The 16058-nt window shown below is 59.7% G+C and carries 20 protein-coding genes; 14 read left to right on the forward strand and 6 right to left on the reverse strand.

The genetic code is table 11. The features are described 5' to 3' along the window. Positions 1-50 precede the first annotated feature (50 nt). Positions 51-2342 carry a beta-glucosidase BglX gene (gene bglX / locus PSJE_RS16360; RefSeq protein WP_057716068.1) on the reverse strand — a complete coding sequence of 764 codons (2292 nt, stop codon included), beginning with the start codon at positions 2340-2342 and terminating at the stop codon, positions 51-53. Between the two features lie 263 nt (positions 2343-2605). Between bglX and PSJE_RS16365 the strand changes: the two genes are divergently transcribed. From PSJE_RS16365 to PSJE_RS16390, 6 genes are all read left to right on the forward strand, one after another. Further along, positions 2606-3211, forward strand: a complete 606-nt coding sequence (locus PSJE_RS16365) for a LemA family protein (protein ID WP_057716067.1) — start codon at positions 2606-2608, stop codon at positions 3209-3211. Between the two features lie 37 nt (positions 3212-3248). Continuing rightward, positions 3249-4004, forward strand: coding sequence for a TPM domain-containing protein (locus tag PSJE_RS16370; RefSeq protein ID WP_090453583.1), 756 nt, complete (start codon positions 3249-3251; stop codon positions 4002-4004). Positions 4005-4032: 28 nt separating this feature from the next. Further along, complete coding sequence (locus tag PSJE_RS16375; RefSeq protein ID WP_057716065.1) at positions 4033-4650, forward strand: TPM domain-containing protein; 618 nt, start codon at positions 4033-4035, stop codon at positions 4648-4650. 131 nt (positions 4651-4781) lie between these two features. Next, positions 4782-5084, forward strand: a complete 303-nt coding sequence (locus tag PSJE_RS16380) for a helix-turn-helix domain-containing protein (RefSeq protein WP_090453585.1) — start codon at positions 4782-4784, stop codon at positions 5082-5084. After that, positions 5071-5430, forward strand: coding sequence for a putative holin (locus PSJE_RS16385; RefSeq protein ID WP_090453587.1), 360 nt, complete (start codon positions 5071-5073; stop codon positions 5428-5430). The genes PSJE_RS16380 and PSJE_RS16385 overlap by 14 nt, the downstream gene beginning before the upstream one ends. Further along, the gene (locus tag PSJE_RS16390) at positions 5427-5708 is read left to right on the forward strand and encodes a phage holin family protein (RefSeq protein WP_090453589.1); all 282 of its coding nucleotides are present in this window, start codon (positions 5427-5429) and stop codon (positions 5706-5708) included. The genes PSJE_RS16385 and PSJE_RS16390 overlap by 4 nt, the downstream gene beginning before the upstream one ends. Before the next feature lie 16 nt (positions 5709-5724). Here the strand turns inward: PSJE_RS16390 and PSJE_RS16395 are convergent, their stop codons facing one another. Then, positions 5725-6153 carry a helix-turn-helix domain-containing protein gene (locus PSJE_RS16395; protein WP_090453591.1) on the reverse strand — a complete coding sequence of 143 codons (429 nt, stop codon included), beginning with the start codon at positions 6151-6153 and terminating at the stop codon, positions 5725-5727. A 300-nt stretch (positions 6154-6453) separates the two neighbouring features. On the opposite strand from PSJE_RS16395, the gene PSJE_RS16400 reads away from it, so the two are divergent. From PSJE_RS16400 to PSJE_RS16410, 3 genes are all read left to right on the forward strand, one after another. Then, on the forward strand, positions 6454-6732 hold the full coding sequence (locus PSJE_RS16400; RefSeq protein ID WP_090453593.1) for an Ogr/Delta-like zinc finger protein: 279 nt from the start codon (positions 6454-6456) through the stop codon (positions 6730-6732). 2 nt (positions 6733-6734) lie between these two features. Next, positions 6735-7097, forward strand: a complete 363-nt coding sequence (locus tag PSJE_RS16405) for a hypothetical protein (protein ID WP_057716059.1) — start codon at positions 6735-6737, stop codon at positions 7095-7097. Between the two features lie 132 nt (positions 7098-7229). Then, positions 7230-8444, forward strand: a complete 1215-nt coding sequence (locus tag PSJE_RS16410) for a class I SAM-dependent methyltransferase (RefSeq protein ID WP_057716058.1) — start codon at positions 7230-7232, stop codon at positions 8442-8444. 57 nt (positions 8445-8501) lie between these two features. Here PSJE_RS16410 and PSJE_RS16415 read toward each other — a convergent pair whose 3' ends face one another. After that, on the reverse strand, positions 8502-9422 hold the full coding sequence (locus PSJE_RS16415; RefSeq protein ID WP_090453595.1) for a DMT family transporter: 921 nt from the start codon (positions 9420-9422) through the stop codon (positions 8502-8504). Positions 9423-9744: 322 nt separating this feature from the next. Between PSJE_RS16415 and PSJE_RS16420 the strand changes: the two genes are divergently transcribed. The 3 genes from PSJE_RS16420 (at position 9745) to PSJE_RS16430 (ending at position 11163) form a co-directional block, all read left to right on the forward strand. Further along, positions 9745-10326, forward strand: coding sequence for a DJ-1/PfpI family protein (locus PSJE_RS16420; protein WP_008051822.1), 582 nt, complete (start codon positions 9745-9747; stop codon positions 10324-10326). Between the two features lie 14 nt (positions 10327-10340). Further along, positions 10341-10646, forward strand: coding sequence for a ribbon-helix-helix domain-containing protein (locus PSJE_RS16425; protein WP_090453597.1), 306 nt, complete (start codon positions 10341-10343; stop codon positions 10644-10646). A gap of 172 nt (positions 10647-10818) precedes the next feature. Continuing rightward, entirely contained in the window at positions 10819-11163 is a 345-nt protein-coding gene (locus PSJE_RS16430; RefSeq protein WP_090453598.1) for a YegP family protein, read from the forward strand. A gap of 142 nt (positions 11164-11305) precedes the next feature. Here the strand turns inward: PSJE_RS16430 and PSJE_RS16440 are convergent, their stop codons facing one another. Both PSJE_RS16440 and PSJE_RS16445 read right to left on the reverse strand, forming a co-directional pair. Then, a complete protein-coding gene (locus PSJE_RS16440; protein WP_090453599.1) occupies positions 11306-12193 on the reverse strand; it encodes a dihydrodipicolinate synthase family protein in 888 nt (295 codons plus the stop codon). Positions 12194-12219: 26 nt separating this feature from the next. After that, on the reverse strand, positions 12220-13002 hold the full coding sequence (locus PSJE_RS16445; RefSeq protein ID WP_090453601.1) for an aldolase: 783 nt from the start codon (positions 13000-13002) through the stop codon (positions 12220-12222). A gap of 159 nt (positions 13003-13161) precedes the next feature. On the opposite strand from PSJE_RS16445, the gene PSJE_RS16450 reads away from it, so the two are divergent. Continuing rightward, positions 13162-13704 (forward strand): helix-turn-helix domain-containing protein, encoded by a 543-nt coding sequence (locus PSJE_RS16450; RefSeq protein WP_057716658.1) that lies wholly within the window; start codon positions 13162-13164, stop codon positions 13702-13704. A 98-nt stretch (positions 13705-13802) separates the two neighbouring features. Here the strand turns inward: PSJE_RS16450 and PSJE_RS16455 are convergent, their stop codons facing one another. Beyond that, the gene (locus PSJE_RS16455) at positions 13803-14822 is read right to left on the reverse strand and encodes a DUF4917 family protein (protein ID WP_090453603.1); all 1020 of its coding nucleotides are present in this window, start codon (positions 14820-14822) and stop codon (positions 13803-13805) included. A 131-nt stretch (positions 14823-14953) separates the two neighbouring features. On the opposite strand from PSJE_RS16455, the gene PSJE_RS16460 reads away from it, so the two are divergent. Further along, positions 14954-15862 carry a LysR family transcriptional regulator gene (locus PSJE_RS16460; RefSeq protein ID WP_090453605.1) on the forward strand — a complete coding sequence of 303 codons (909 nt, stop codon included), beginning with the start codon at positions 14954-14956 and terminating at the stop codon, positions 15860-15862. The last annotated feature ends 196 nt before the right edge of the window (positions 15863-16058 follow it).

Raw genomic sequence — 16058 nt, forward strand, 5'->3', positions numbered from 1 at the left:
CGCTATCGCGAGCAAGCTCGCTCCCACAGGGTTTTGCGGTGTTTGATTAATTACAGCAACTCAAAACTCTGCTGCGTCACGTCCTCTGAATCCAGGCCGATCTGCACGTTGAACTTGCCCGGTTCCGCCGCGTACTTGAGCTGGGTGTTGTAGAACTTCAGGTCGTCCTCAGTGATGGTGAAGTGCACGACTTTCTGTTCGCCGGCCTTGATCATCACTTTCTGGAAGTTCTTCAGTTCCTTGATCGGACGAATCATCGAGCCGGTCTCGTCCTGGATGTACAGCTGCACCACGGTTTCGCCGTCGCGCTTGCCGGTGTTTTTCACGGTGACACTGGCGTCGAGCTTGCCGGTCTTGTTCAGCGTGGTCGACGACAGCGCCATGTCGCTCAGGCTGAACTCGGTGTAGCTCAGGCCATAGCCGAACGGGTACAGGGGGCCCGTGGTGTCATCGAAGTACTGCGAGGTGTAGTTGCCCGGTTTGCCCGGAGTAAACGGCCGGCCAATGGTCAGGTGGTTGTAGTAGGTCGGAATCTGGCCTACCGAACGCGGGATGCTGATCGGCAGTTTGCCCGACGGGTTGTAGTCGCCGAACAGCACGTCGGCGATGGCGTTGCCGCCCTCGGTGCCGCTGAACCAGGTTTCCAGGATCGCGTCGGCCTGTTCCTTCTCTTCGAGGATCGTCAGTGGACGGCCATTCATCAACACCAGTACCAGCGGTTTGCCGGTGGCTTTCAGGGCCCGGATCAGCTCGCGCTGGTTTTCCGGGATGTTCAGGTCGGTGCGGCTCGACGATTCGTGGGACATGCCACGGGATTCACCGACGGCGGCAACCACCACATCAGCATCCTTGGCCGCTTTCACCGCTTCGTCGATCAGCACGTTCGCCGGGCGCGGGTCGTCCACCACTTCCGGGGCATCGAAGTTGAGGAAGTTCAGGTAACCGAGGATTTTCGGGTCGCTGGTGATATTGGCGCCACGGGCGTAGATCAGTGTCGATTTGTCTCCCAGGGCGTTGGTCATGCCATCGAACAGGGTCACCGATTGAGCAGGGCGACCGGCGGCTGCCCAGCTGCCCATCATGTCGATGGGCGCCTTGGCCAGCGGACCGACCAGGGCGATTTTCGCGGTCTTCTTCAGTGGCAGGGTGTCATTCCGGTTTTTCAGCAGCACCTGGCTGCGGCGTGCCACATCACGGGCCTCGGCGCGGTGCAGGCGGCTGTCGGCGTAGGTGTCGACCGGATCATCCTCGGCCTTGCCGATGCGCAGGTACGGGTCCTTGAACAGGCCCATGTCGTACTTGGCGCCCAGTACCGCACGCACGGCGTTGTCGATGTCGCTCTGCTGGATCTCGCCGGACTTCAGCAGCCCTGGCAGCTCTTTGCCGTACAGGGTGTCGTTCATGCTCATGTGGATGCCAGCCTTGATTGCCAGCTTCGCCGCTTCGCGACCGTCGGCGGCAACACCGTGCTTGATCAGCTCGAAAATCGCCCCGTGGTCGCTGACGGCCAGGCCCTTGAAGCCCCACTCCTTGCGCAGCAGGTCGTTCATCAGCCAGGTGTTGGCGGTGGCCGGCACGCCGTTGATCGAGTTCAGCGCGACCATGACCCCGCCGGCGCCGGCATCGATGGCGGCGCGGTACGGTGGCAGGTAGTCCTGGTACATCTTGACCGGGCTCATATCGACCACGTTGTAGTCGCGGCCACCCTCGACCGCGCCGTACAAGGCAAAGTGCTTGACGCTGGCCATGATGCTGTCGGCTGCGTTCGCGCCAGTACCCTGGAACGCCTTGACCATCACGCCGGCAATGCGCGACACCAGGTAAGTGTCTTCACCGAAGCCTTCGGAAGTACGACCCCAGCGTGGGTCGCGAGAGATGTCGACCATCGGTGCGAAGGTGATGTCGAGGCTGTCAGCCGCGGCTTCCTTGGCGGCAATGCGCCCGGACAGGCCGATGGCGTCCATGTCCCAGCTCGAGGCCAGGGCCAGCGGGATCGGAAATATGGTGCGGTGGCCGTGGATCACGTCGTAGGCGAAGAACATCGGGATCTTCAGGCGGCTGCGCATGGCCGCGTCCTGCATCGGGCGGTTTTCCGGGCGGGTGATCGAGTTGAACGTACCGCCGATGTTGCCTGCCGCGATTTCCTTGCGGATCATTTCGCGCGGCATTTCCGGGCCGATGCTGATCAGGCGCAGCTGGCCGATTTTTTCATCGAGGGTCATTTGCTTCATCAGGTTGCTGACGAAGGCTTCCTTGTTCTCCAGGGGTGCGGGCGTCGTGGCGGCCAATACGTTATGACTGGCCAGGCTGACGAACAGGCCCAGCAAACACAGCTTCTTCATGAATAGTTTTCTCAAGGGCCCAAACGGCGATGTACACGCCGGCCAGCCAAAATTTAGGGAGCGTCTATTGTTGTTCGGGTACCGGCTCAAAAGACCAGAGCCAAAAAACCACAGCCAGATGGCGGATGCGTTTTCGCGCAGGGCCTCTTTTTAGCCCATCGGCCCGTTGCAATCCAGAGGCGCGGGCGATTATGCCCCAAGAGCCGGCCCAGAAGGTTTCACGGTCGGTTTTTTCATGAAATGCACAAGGGAGCATCATCCTGATGAATGTAAGTCCAACCTACCGCTCGCGTTTGCAGGTCGTCACGTTGCTAATGCTGGCTACGTTGCTGACCGCCTGCGGCATCAACAACATCCCGACGCTCGATGAACAGGCCAAGGCCGCCTGGGGCCAGGTGCAGAACCAGTATCAGCGGCGCGCCGACCTCATTCCCAATCTGGTGGAAACCGTCAAGGGCTATGCGGCCCACGAGAAGGAAACCCTGACCGCCGTCATCGAAGCCCGGGCCAAGGCCACGTCGATCCAGGTGGATGCCTCGACCCTCGACAACCCGGAAAAGCTCAAGCAGTACCAACAGGCCCAGGACCAGCTCAGCGGCGCCTTGAGTCGCTTGATGGTGGTCTCCGAACGTTATCCGGACCTCAAGGCCAACCAGAACTTCCTCGCCCTGCAATCGCAGCTTGAAGGCACCGAGAACCGCATCAGCGTGGCCCGGCGCGATTTCATCCTCGCGGTGCAGAAATACAACACCGAGATCCGCACGTTCCCCGGTCGCCTGTGGCACACCGTGATGTACAGCGACCTGCCGGTGCGCGAGACCTTCGAAGCCACACCGGGTTCGGAAAAGACCCCCGAGGTCAAATTCTGAACTGCGCTAATCGGCGTCACCACGCAAGAGGTTGCCAATGCGCGTCCTGAAAACAGGCCTGTTGCTGTTGTTGTGGGTGGTGGCGATCGTTGCCCGCGCCGAGCTGAGCTTTCCGGCGCTGACGGGGCGGGTGGTCGACACTGCGCAGATGATCGAGCCATCGGTGCGCCAGCAGCTCAGCCAACAACTTCAGGCCCATGAGCAAGCCACCGGCGAGCAGCTTGTGGTAGTGACGTTGCCGGACTTGCAAGGTACCGACATCGCCGACTTCGGTTACCAACTCGGCCGCCACTGGGGCATCGGGCAGAAGGACAAGAACAACGGCGCCTTGCTGATCATCGCCCGGGACGAGCGCCGGCTGCGTATCGAAGTCGGATACGGCCTGGAGGATCGCCTGACCGATGCCCAGAGTTCGGTGATCATCAACCAGGTCATCACCCCGTCATTCAAGACCGGCAATTTCAGTAAAGGCATCAGTGACGGCGTAGCGGCGATGCTGGTGGTGCTGGGCGGCAACCCCCTGGACGAACCCTCCACGGCGTATGAATCCAGGGGCGATCCGGGGGACGATTTCATCGCGCGGCATCCCGGATTGTTCGTGTTTTTTGTGATGTTATTCATCCTGACTGTTTTTGTGTGCCAGATGCTCGGTATTCTTCCCGCTGGCCGGGGCGGCTCCGGTGGATCCGGGGGCGGCTTTGGCGGTGGCGGGTTTGGCGGCGGCGGTGGAGGGGGAGGCTTCAGCGGCGGCGGGGGCAGTTTCGGCGGGGGCGGTTCGTCCGGCGGCTGGTGATAATAAAAATTAGCAGGCACTTCACGACATGGCATTACTGACTGAACACGAACAACGCAAGGTGGCCGAGGCCATTGCCCGGGTCGAGCGCGAGACAGACGCAGAACTGGTGACAGTACTCGCAGCCCGCGCCGACGACTATGCGTACATCCCGTTGCTGTGGGCCAGCCTGCTGGCGCTGCTGGTGCCGGGCATCGTGCATTACCTCACCGGCTGGCTGACCATGCACAGCCTGCTGATGGTGCAATGGGCCATCTTCATCGTGCTGTGCCTGGTGTTCCGCCTGCCGAAAGTCACCACCCATCTGATCCCGCGCTCGGTGCGCCATTGGCGTGCCTCGAACCTGGCGCGCCGGCAGTTCCTGGAGCAGAACCTGCACCACACCGAGGGCAGCACCGGCATGCTGATTTTCGTTTCCGAGGCCGAGCGTTACGTGGAGATCCTGGTGGATGAAGGGATTTCCAGTCGCCTGGACAACAAGAACTGGGACGCGATCGTCGCGACATTCACCCAGCAGGTGAAACAGGGGCAGACGCTGCAGGGCTTTGTCAGTTGCGTCGAGGCCTGTGGCGAGTTGCTCAAGGTACATGTGCCGGTGACCCATGTGCGCAACGAGCTGCCGAATCGTCTGGTGGTGCTGGGTTAAGCCAGGGCTTCATGTGCTTTTGTAATGCGCCGCGACACAGTTCCCGAACGTTGTCCGGCGGGGAGCTTGTCTTCAACATCTCTCTCATGGTGCACGCCCTGCGATGGGCGTTTTGTGTAGAGGGAGTTCTTATGAAAACGCAACAAACGCTGGAGACCTTGGTGGAGGATGCACCCGGTAGCGCAATGCTTACTCCGTTGGTGCAACTGACAACGAAAGAGACACAAGCCCTGGAGTGGTGCCTCAAAGGCAAGACGTCCTGGGAGATCGCCAGGATTCAGAGTTGCTCGGAATCCACCATCAACTTCCACTTTTCCAATATCCGCCGCAAGTTCGCCGTCAGATCTCGCAACGCTGCCGTGTTCAGGGCGCTGGAGTCGGGGGCCATCACTGTTGAGCCATTGCAGTCGCGAGATACCCATGAGCCTGACTGATTCGACCTACAACAGTATCAGCGGGCTCATGGTGGGGTTGGGTATTGCGACGTTGCCGGCTATCGATGGAGAAGCCCTGTTCGGCGCGACACTTGGCGCGTGGCTGGTCACGACCACTCGCGCCAACTTCAAGGCCTGGCAACGCATCGGTTCCTGGCTGTTGTCGGCGGGTGTCGGTTACCTGTTTGCCCCGGTGGCCCAGCCAATGGCGCCTTTTCTGACAGCCGGCGTGACGGCCTTTCTATGCGCGTTGCTGGTCATTCCCATCAGCATCAAGCTCATGCAGTGGATCGATGGCGCCGGCCTCGGTGACATCCTTCGTCATCTCAGAGGGCGAGGGCAATGACCTTTGAGATGGCGGCTCTGGTGTGGGTGGCGGGCGTGGCTCACCTGGTCAGTGCGTTCAGGCTGGCGTGTTACCAGCGCGACGAACAACGTTACCACTGGTGCGACAGGATATTGATCAGCTTGCTTGGCGCAGTGTTCTGCCTTGCCGGCATCGATGTATTACTGACATTCCTGCCGGTGAGCCCATGGCATGCAGTGGTGAGTGTTTTTTCATGCGTAATGATTGTTCGCAGTAGTGGCAACATTATTGTTTTGTGGCATGCCTTCAAGCATTGAAACGTCGGACTTCAAGTCAGGTTTTGTTTGAGTGTCCAAGTGATGCCAGGGTAGCGGCCATTTCCGAAAGTTGTGTTTCCAGATCCCGCAGGCGCCGCTTTTCCTCCAATGCACTTTGTATTGCGCAGCGGTCATCCTCATCAAGCAATCGCCACAGCGAAAGGATGGTGCTTTCCTGCGTTGTTGCAGTTTCCGCAGCATTTGCAGGAGCGTTGACATGGGGCTGCCGCAGCATCGGCCCCTCGCCCAGCAGCAACCAGTCAAGGGAGATGCCGCGAGTCCGTGCAATATCTACGCATAATGAGTATGGCGTGCTGTCGCGGCCTTTCCAGCTGCTGAGTGTCTGGGGGCTGATCTGTAGCGCAGTAGACAGGGAAGCGTCAGTTTTTGTACCCGTGATTTGCTTCAGACGGGCCAAAACAGCTTGTGATTTTTTGCTACGCAATTTGAGCCTCTTCCTTTTGACATATGCTTTTTGAGTGCTTAACGTATGCGTAATGAGTACGTTTTTTCTTGTAAGTAATCAATCGTCAACTATGAATCTGAAGAATACGATGTCGAAACTTCCTAATGGTATCAGGGTGATTTCCTACGAGCTTGGCTCGTATCTATTACGTGTCCACCCGTTGCACTTCCTTTTGTCTGGCGGACGTTATTTGCAGCACCTGTCTTTCACCAATTGTGTTTCAAACAGTATTGCGTTTGATCAATTCGATTACCACCGGATGGCCCAAGGGAAGCATGTATGAGTACTTACAAGATGGTGTGCCCGCACTGCCTGAGCCGGATGCGCATACGTACCAGCGAAGGGCGGCATATCTTCCTGCGGGTGGCATACCTGCAATGTACGTCGGAGGCCTGTGGCTGGTCGGTACGGGCCGAGTTCGAAATGACCCATGAGCTTTCCCCCAGTGGCATGCCCAATCCGGCCGTGCACCTGCCGTGCGCCGGACCTGACTTGCGCCGCGCCGCACGGCCTGTCGCCGAGAGTGCTCCGGCGGCGCAAGCGCAACAGGAGTCTTGAGCATGAAGGAGGTTGATGAACAGGCCCATTTGAATGAGGAGCTATTGGCCATAGCGCAGGCGTTTCTGACCCGTCATGAAGGCGAGGGTGTGATTGATGATCAAGTGCTGTTCTGCCGTGCGGTGAGGCATTTGCAGAGTCTGGATATGCCGATGCACCAGGCGGAGCGGCTGGTCAGCCATGCATATGGATTACTCAAATCCAGCAACGATCGCCGACGTCTGGATCTGGCTGCAAGTTCCGAAACTGTCGCCGTGGTCACTGATCCGGTCAACGGTCTGACGTGGGCGGTGCCGGTAGGGTTGATCGTCAAGTTCGTCATCAACTCGCCGACCAATCGCAAACTTCGACTGGTGGAGCCATGAGGTAGCGACGGTTGAATTCAGGTCCCGATCGGCGGGAACGGGACCTGGCGCAAAATTACCCCGTGCCCAAAACCCTCGTCCCCCCTAAAATACCCGGCATCCCCAGATTCGTATTGCCGAGGCCGTTTTTCCATGTCCGTCACCGCCACTCCCGCCAGCCTCGCGCCGGATCATCACGCCCAGTTCATCGACCTGCTGCAATCGAGCCTCGAGCACAACGCATTCATCAAACTGGTGCTGGCCAAATACGTGGGTGATGAAACGGACCTGCAGCGGATCATCATCAAACCGGTGACGGTCAAGGCGCAGCCTTGCCTGTCTTTTGTCTACCGCTACAAGACCCGCGATATCACCAAGAACCTGCCGCTGGTCGAAGGTGTGGCGAGCATTGCCGGGCTGCTACCAGCGTCGTTCAAAAATGCGCATTTGTTGTCGTTGACCGACGAAGCCCAGCTCGAATACAGCAAAAAGGGCAAGTCATCGCTGTTTAAGAGCCAACCTCAGCAATTGCGCGAAGTGCCATCGGCCGAGCACAACCGTGAGAAAAACCGTTTTCTTGACCTGAGTCGGCCGTTTCTCGCCGACCTCGGTGTGACCAACAGCAAGCACGAGCTGATCCCGGCGATGTCGCGCAAGTGGAAGCAGATCAACAAGTTCATCGAAGTGTTCAGCCATGCGCTGACATCGTCCCCCCTGGCGCTGGACAAGCCGGTGCGTGTGGCGGACTTCGGCTCAGGCAAGGGCTACCTGACCTTCGCCATCCACGATTACCTGCGCAACACCTTGAAGGCCGAAGGCGAGGTGACCGGCGTCGAGCTGCGTGAAGACATGGTCACCCTGTGCAACACCGCCGCCGCCAGGCTTGAACACCCCGGCCTGGTGTTCAAGTGCGGTGACGTGCGCAGCGTGGCGCCGAGCGAGCTGGACGTGATGATCGCCCTGCATGCCTGCGATATCGCCACCGACTATGCGATCCACACCGGCATCCGTTCCGGAGCGGCGATCATCATGTGCTCGCCATGCTGCCACAAACAGATCCGCCTGCAAATCCAGAGCCCGGCGCTGCTCAAGCCGATGCTGCAATACGGCTTGCATCTGGGCCAGCAGGCCGAGATGGTCACCGACAGTTTGCGCGCGTTGTTCCTTGAGGCCTGCGGCTACGAGACCAAGGTGTTCGAGTTCATCTCACTGGACCACACCAACAAGAACAAGATGATCCTGGCGGTCAAACGCGCAGAACCAGTGGACCCGGCTCAGTTGCTGGCGAAGATTCAGGAGCTGAAGGATTTCTATCGCATCAGCGAGCATTGCCTGGAAACCCTGCTGCGCTCCGACGGTTACCTCTGATCCTGTGGGAGCGAGCTTGCTCGCGATGGACGTCAACGATAACGCGTGCTTTCTGAATCAACGCGTCGGTTTCAAGTCCTTCGCGAGCAAGCTCGCTCCCACAGGATTGGGTTTGATCGCTGTCTTGCGCCCGAGCATCACCGTCACGATCACCCCGCCAGCAAACAGCCAGGTAATCGGCTCCACATGTTCACCGAAGAACAGCGCCGAGAAGGCGATGGTGAAGAAGATCTGCAGCAACTGGATCTGACTGACCCGGGCAATGCCACCCATGGCCAGTCCGGCGTACCAGGCAAAGAAACCGATGAACTGCGAAAACAGCGAGACATATCCGAAGGCCCACCAGGTCTTGGCGGAAATCTCGCCCTGATGTTGTAGTGCCAGATACACCACCGGGCCAATCAGCAGCGGCGTCGACAGCACCAGCGCCCAGCAGATCACCTGCCAGCCGCCCATCTCCCTGGCCAGTCGGCCTCCCTCGGCGTACCCCAGCCCACCCACTGCAATGGCGCCAAGCATCAGCAAGTCACCGGCCTGAATGCTGCCGGCACCGCTGATCAGTGCATAACCGAGCACCAGCGCACTGCCCAATGCGGCGCAGGCCCAGAAGGCTTTCGAAGGCCGCTCATGGGACAACCACGCGGCGTACAGCGCCACGCACAGCGGCTGCAAGCCGTTGACCAGCGCACCGTGGGACGCCGGCAAGGTTTGCATGGCCCAGGCCGACAACACCGGGAAACCGAGGATCACCCCGGCCATCACCAGCGTCAGGCGTTTGACCTGCTTCCAGGTCGGCCATTTTTCCCGGTGCCACAGCAACAGCAACGCCGCCGGAACCGCTGCAAACAGTGCCCGGCCCAGGCCATTGAGCAGCGGGTGGAGTTCCTGCACGACGATCCGCGTGAAGGGCAGGGTGAGGCTGAAGATCACAACGCCGAGCAGGCCCAGGGCCATGCCGGTGTTTTCGCGCGAGGACATGATGGCAACCAGAATCGTGGAAGGTGGGAGGTGTTGTTATCTAGCCATAAACCCGGTGTAAGCCGCTGTTACAGCTAGGTGCAGAGTTATCCGTACAGTTGCGAACACACCTATGTGGCGAGGGGGCTTGCCCCCGTTGGGCTGCGCAGCAGCCCCTATCCGGTTTCATCAAACGAACCGCACTGTCCTATTTTGCGCCTGCTTCGCAGGCGAACGGGGGCAAGCCCCCTCGCCACAAGGTAGTAGCCGGTTGTTACCCGACCCGCCGGATAAGGACTACCTTGAATACTCCTGCACGCCCACTTCCAGAGGAGTCCTCCCCATGGCTGCGAAAAAAATTCTGATGCTGGTCGGTGATTACGTCGAAGACTATGAAGTGATGGTGCCGTTCCAGGCGTTGCTGATGGTCGGCCACACGGTGCACGCCGTTTGCCCGGACAAGGCTGCCGGCCAGACCGTGCGCACGGCGATCCATGACTTTGAAGGCGACCAGACCTACAGTGAAAAACCCGGTCACCTGTTTGCCCTCAACTTCGATTTCGCCAAGGTCAACGCCGCCGATTATGACGCGGTGCTGATTCCGGGCGGCCGTGCGCCGGAGTACCTGCGCCTGAACGAAAAAGTCCTGGAACTGGTGCGCGCGTTCGACAAGGCTGGCAAGCCGATCGCTGCCGTGTGCCATGGTGCGCAGTTGCTGGCGGCAGCGGGTGTTCTCGAAGGTCGCGAATGCAGCGCTTATCCGGCCTGCGCTCCGGAAGTGCGACTGGCGGGCGGTACGTATATCGATATTCCGGTGACGGACGGCCATGTCCAGGGCAATCTGGCCACGGCTCCGGCCTGGCCTGCGCATCCGAACTGGCTGGCCGGTTTCCTGGGGTTGCTGGGTACTAAAATCACGCTGTAAAGAGGGGCATGCCCATGTGCGAGCTGTACGTCAAAGCCGACCCGATACTCTACGAATCGCGCTCCCGCTCGCTGCGCATTTGCGGGGTGGTCACCACCTTGCGGCTGGAGAATCAGTTCTGGGACATCCTCAGCGAAATCGCCGAGGTCGACGGCATGACCACCAATCAGTTGATCGCCAAGCTGTATGAAGAGGTGATGGACTACCGCGGCGAGGTGGTCAATTTCGCTTCGTTCCTGCGGGTGAGTTGTACGCGGTATCTGAGCCAGCGGCGGACGTCAGCACCGGAGTTGTCGGTGGTGCGGGCTGCGGTGAAGTAAGGAAGATCGTGTCGACGCCATCGCGAGCAAGCTCGCTCCCACAATGGTTTGGTGTACACAAATCTACTGTGGAAGCGAGCTTGCTCGCGAAGGGGCCAGAACAGGCGACAGAAACCCGAGGCTGGTCTTTACTGTGAAGCGCGCAACCTTTCAATCGCCAAGGAGAAAGAGCATGTCCGGATGGTATGAAGTGAGCAAAAGCAGCAATGGCCAGTTCAGGTTTGTCCTCAAGGCGGCCAACGCCGAGACCATTCTGACCAGCGAGCTGTACACCACCCACGCCGCCGCCGACAAAGGCATTGCCTCGGTCCAGGCCAACAGCTCGCTGGATGAGCGTTACGAGAAGAAAATCACCAAGGATGGCCAACCGTATTTCAACCTGAAGGCGGGCAACCACGAGATCATCGGCAGCAGCGAGGCCTATTCCTCCGATGCCGCCATGGAGAAAGGCATCGCCAGCGTGAAGGCCAACGGTTCGTCCAAGGTGGTCAAGGACAAGACGTTGCCGGTGCTTTGAGTACAGCTTTCAAATCCAGCAAAAATCCCTGTGGGAGCGAGCTTGCTCGCGATGGCGGTCTGACAGTCAACATCCGTGTTGAATGTAATGGCCTCATCGCGAGTAAGCTCGCTCCCACAGTGGCTTTATGTACAGCTGGAGATCAGCGCAGGGCCTTCAACAGATCTTCCAGCTGATCACAACTCGCCTCACTCAACGGGAATACCGGCAGCCGCGGATCCCCCACCTCCAGGCCCGTCGCCCGCAAACCCGCCTTGATCGTCGCCGGCAAGCCACCCTTGAGGATGAAATCCAGCAGCGGCAACTGGCGATAGAACAGTTCGCGAGCCTTGCGCAAATCGTTGGCCAGAACTGCTTCGTACAAATCCAGGTTGAGCTGCGGGATCAGGTTCGGCGCAGCGGTGCACCAGCCTTTTGCGCCGGCGGCGAAGGCCTCCAGGGCCAACGGATTGCAGCCGTTGTAGAACGGCACCTGGCCTTCGCCGAGACGTTGCAGTTGATGCATGCGCTGGATGTCGCCGGTGCTCTCCTTGACCATGGTCACGTTTTCCACGGCGTTGACGATGCGCAGGATCAGGTCCACCGACATGTCGGTGCCGCTGGTGGCCGGGTTGTTGTAGAGCATGATCGGCACGCCGATGCTGTCGCCGATGGCACGGTAATGGGCGAGGATCTCCGCTTCGCTGAGCTTCCAGTAGGACGTGGGCAGCACCATCACCACATCGGCGCCGTGAGCTTCGGCGAAACGCGCGCGGCGCACCGCTTTAGCGGTGGTCAGGTCGGACACGCTGACGACGGTCGGCACGCGCCTGGCCACGTGCCTGATGCTGAACTCGCTGACCTGATCCCACTCTGCGTCGCTCAAATAAGCACCTTCACCGGTGCTGCCCAGCGGTGCGATGGCGTGTACGCCGCCCTCGATCAGTCGGTCGATGGAGCGCCCGAGGGCATCCAGGTCAACGCCCTCACCGTGGGGGGTGAAAGGGGTGATGGTGTAGCCGATGATGCCGTGAATGTTTGCGGTGGACATGGTGTCTCTCCGTTCGATCGATGGGTTCAGTTCAGGCAATCGGCGTGTTGGCGCAGGATCTGCCGGGCGTAGTAGTTGAAAGCGGCGGCATGCCGCTTGGGCCGGGCAATCCAGTCGTGGGCTTCGCGGCCCAGTTCGGGAATGATCGGCTTGATGGTCCCGGCGCTCATCGCCAGCAGTTGCAGTTTCGCGGCGCGTTCGATCAGTTGCGCGATGACACAGGCTTCCTCAACGGTACCGCCGGTGGACAATTGGCCATGATGCGAAAGCAGGATCGCCCGTTTGTCGCCCAGTGCCCCGGCAATCAGCTCGCCTTCCTCGTTGCCCACCGGCACGCCCGGCCAGCCTTCGAGAAGCGCGCAGTCGTCATAGAGCGGGCAGAGGTCCATGTGGGAAATCTGCAACGGCACTTCCAGCATCGACAAGGCTGCAACGTGGGTCGGATGGGTGTGAATGATGCAGTTCACATCCGCTCGGGCGCGGTACACCCAACTGTGAAAACGATTGGCCGGGTTGGGCATGCCGTGGCCTTCGAGCACCTCCAGGTCCTCGTTGACCAGCAGCAGGTTGCCCGCAGTGATTTCGTCGAAACCCAGGCCCAGTTGTTGAGTGTAGTAAGTGCCGGGTTGGGGACCACGGGCGGTGATTTGTCCGGCAAGGCCGGAATCGTGACCATGCTCGAACAGGATGCGGCAGGTCAGGGCCAGCTTTTGCCGGGTGTTCCACGTATTATCCGCCAGGGTATTTTGCATTTGGCTCAGCGCGTGCTTGACCAGTTGCTCTTTGGGCAGTGCTAATGTCTTGGCCATATCGGTGTCCTTTGGGTGATTCAATGGACGTCGGGTTTGCCGTTCACCGGTTCCTCGCAAAGTCGTCGGTGAATGCAAATGACACTAAAGAGGCTATATGACACATTGTGTCATTGGCAAGGACAAATCGTTGCCTCCTTGATGGATAAATCGCTCTACATGTCTATCCGTTTGAAATTACTCAGAAAAAAACTTGGCGTGACGTTGGAAACCCTGGCCGAACAATCCGGCATGACCAAGAGTTACCTGTCGAAAGTCGAGCGTGGGTTGAACACGCCGTCGATTGCTGCGGCCCTGAAACTGGCCAGGGCGCTGAATGTGAAGGTCGAGGAACTGTTCTCTGAAGACAACGTCAGCCTCGACAGCTACAGCCTGGTGCGCAGCCACGAACGGCAACCGTTGGGCGTCAGTGACAACAATTCGGGCTACGCGGTGCTGGCGCATCAGGTCAGCGAACGCAGCTTGTTGCCGTTCATCATCTACCCGCCGGCCGAGTTCACCGACAAGACCTTCAAGGAGCATTTGGGCGAGGAGTTTTTATTCGTCCACGAAGGGCGGGTGGAGGTGGACTTCATGAACGAGCGCGTGCTGCTCGATCGTGGCGATGCGTTGCACTTCAATGCGCAAAAGCCGCACCGGATTCGTTCGGTGGGTGAGGTGCAGGCGCAGTTGCTGGTGGTGGTGCACAGCACTGAAGAATGAGTTGACTGCAAAAGCATCGCGAGCAAGCTCGCTCCCACAGGGATCACGCTGAACCTGTGGGAGCGAGCCTGCTCGCGAATGCGTCAGATCAGTTGCCGCTAAACTTCGACAGGGACCGTGAGCTTCGTGCCACCCAGCGCATGGCTCTTCGAATCAAAAAACCTCAACGCCACACCCGTCCCCTCAAACACCTTCGCGTAATGCCGCTTCTGGTGCTGGATGAAGGCCTTGCTGCGCGGGTAAATCGAGATCGCCACCACCTGCGGTTTCGCCAGGCGCAAGGCATGGATGATGTGGCTGTCCTGCTCCCCCAACGCATGGCCGAAGATGCACAGCGCCTGGCCGTGACCGAGTAATTGCTCGTAGCAGAACGACAGGTAATCCGAACTGCGAATGGTCTTGAGCTTGTCCGCACTCGGGCCTTCATTGACGAACAGCGGCACGTCGTCGAGGGTCTTGATCGTGTTGTTGATGGCGAAATTGCCCAGCAACGTGCCCTCGGTCGACATCAGCTTGCGCGCCGTACCGTCCTGGTTGCGCACCAGATGCAGACCGCCGTGCAGGTACAGCAAACGGGTTTTATCGGTGGCCGTGTCGCTCAGGTCGAAACCGGGTTCGGCACCCTGGAACAGATCGGTGATCGCCTCAGGCTGGTGTTGCACCGCCCAGTAGTTGAGCAGGTCGTAATTGGTGGTGAACACCGTGCGGTAGCTGGCCAGTTCCTGATTGATGGTTGCCAGCGTCGAAGGCACTACCAGCCGCCACGGGATATGCGCAGCGTGCACAGTGTTGATTAGCGCTTCCTTGATCGCGTAGTAGCGATTGCGCGGGGCGGCGGAGCTGACAGCCAGGGCCTTGTTGACCCGGCTGGTGGTTTTCAAGGCGCTCAGTACCTGCTCGAAACTGCGGGTCTGCATCGCATCGAACACGCTCAACTCGGACGGGCTCAGGGGCTTTTCTTCAACGGTGCGGGCGTTTTCGAACAGCGATTCGTAGCCGAAATCGTCCCACACCGCGCGACTGGCACCGTTGCCCACCAGCAAGCCACTGAACGAAGTGGTGCTGCGCAAGGCGTTCCAGTCTTCAAGTTGAGCATCGACATCCTGGAAATCGGTCATTGCGTTCTTCGTCTCACGGCAAAAGGTCTGTGGGCGGCGACTTTATCACGACCGGTGCCTGGACCACGGCACGACGTGGGCGAAGAACGCTATGCTGCGACTTCGCCTGAGCCGACTTCGCCGAGTACCCGATGCTGCAAAAAAGCCTGATCCGCCGTCTCGACCTGATCACCCTGCAACTGTTCGTCGCCGTGCACGAAGAGGGCACGTTGACCCGTGCAGCGGCGCGCGAAGCGATTGCCGTCTCGGCGGCGAGCAAGCGTTTGATGGAGCTGGAGGAGGCGCTGGGCATCAGCCTGTTCGTGCGCCAGGCCAAGGGCATGTCCCTGACGCCGGCCGGTGAAACCCTGCTGCACCATGCCCGGCAGATGTTGTTCAACGTCGAGAAAATGGGACTTGAACTGGGCGAGCACAGCCACGGTGTGCGCGGCTACGTGCGGATGCTCGCCAACCTGTCGGCGATCATTCAGTTTTTGCCCGAGGACCTGCGGGATTTTTCCGAGCGTCACCCACAGGTCAAGACCGACCTCGAAGAACGCCCCAGCGCCGGGGTGATTCAGGGCGTGCTCGACGGCGTGGCCGACCTCGGGATCTGTTCCATCGACAGTGACATCAAGGGCCTGCACAGCGTGCTGTATCGCCAGGACAAACTGGTGGTGTTGATGCCGCCGCACCATCCATTGGCGAGTCGGTCCAGCGTCGCGTTCGCCGATACGCTGGACAGTGATTACGTTGGGTTGCATGCCGCCAGTTCGATCAACATGCGTACCCATGCCGCCGCCCGCGAGGCCGGCAAGGTGCTGCGGGTGCGAATTCATGTGCCAGGGTTCGACGCCATGTGCCGCATGATCCAGGCCAACATGGGGATCGGCATCCTTCCGCAGCGCGCCTATGAATTGTTTGGCCGGGCGCTGGGTTTGCACGCGGTGCCGTTGACGGACGAATGGTCCGATCGGGCGTTGATTCTGGTGGTGCGCGATGAGGCGTTGCTGTCGCCGGTGAGCCGGATGTTGTTTGAGCATTTGCGGGATACAGCCTGATAGTTCTCGGCTGAATGGGCGGGCCTCATCGCGAGCAAGCTCGCTCCCACACTGGGTCGGCGCCGCACTGAGGATCCCTGTGGGAGCGAGCTTGCTCGCGATGACTGACCTGAGGCCACGACAATTTCCCAAAGCGTTCGCATTTCGCGAACACCCGTTGCCAACTGAAGGTTGGATTCCCGAGCTACCTGTCCTC

This window comes from Pseudomonas jessenii (assembly GCF_002236115.1).
Classification (GTDB): Bacteria; Pseudomonadota; Gammaproteobacteria; order Pseudomonadales; family Pseudomonadaceae; genus Aquipseudomonas; species Aquipseudomonas jessenii.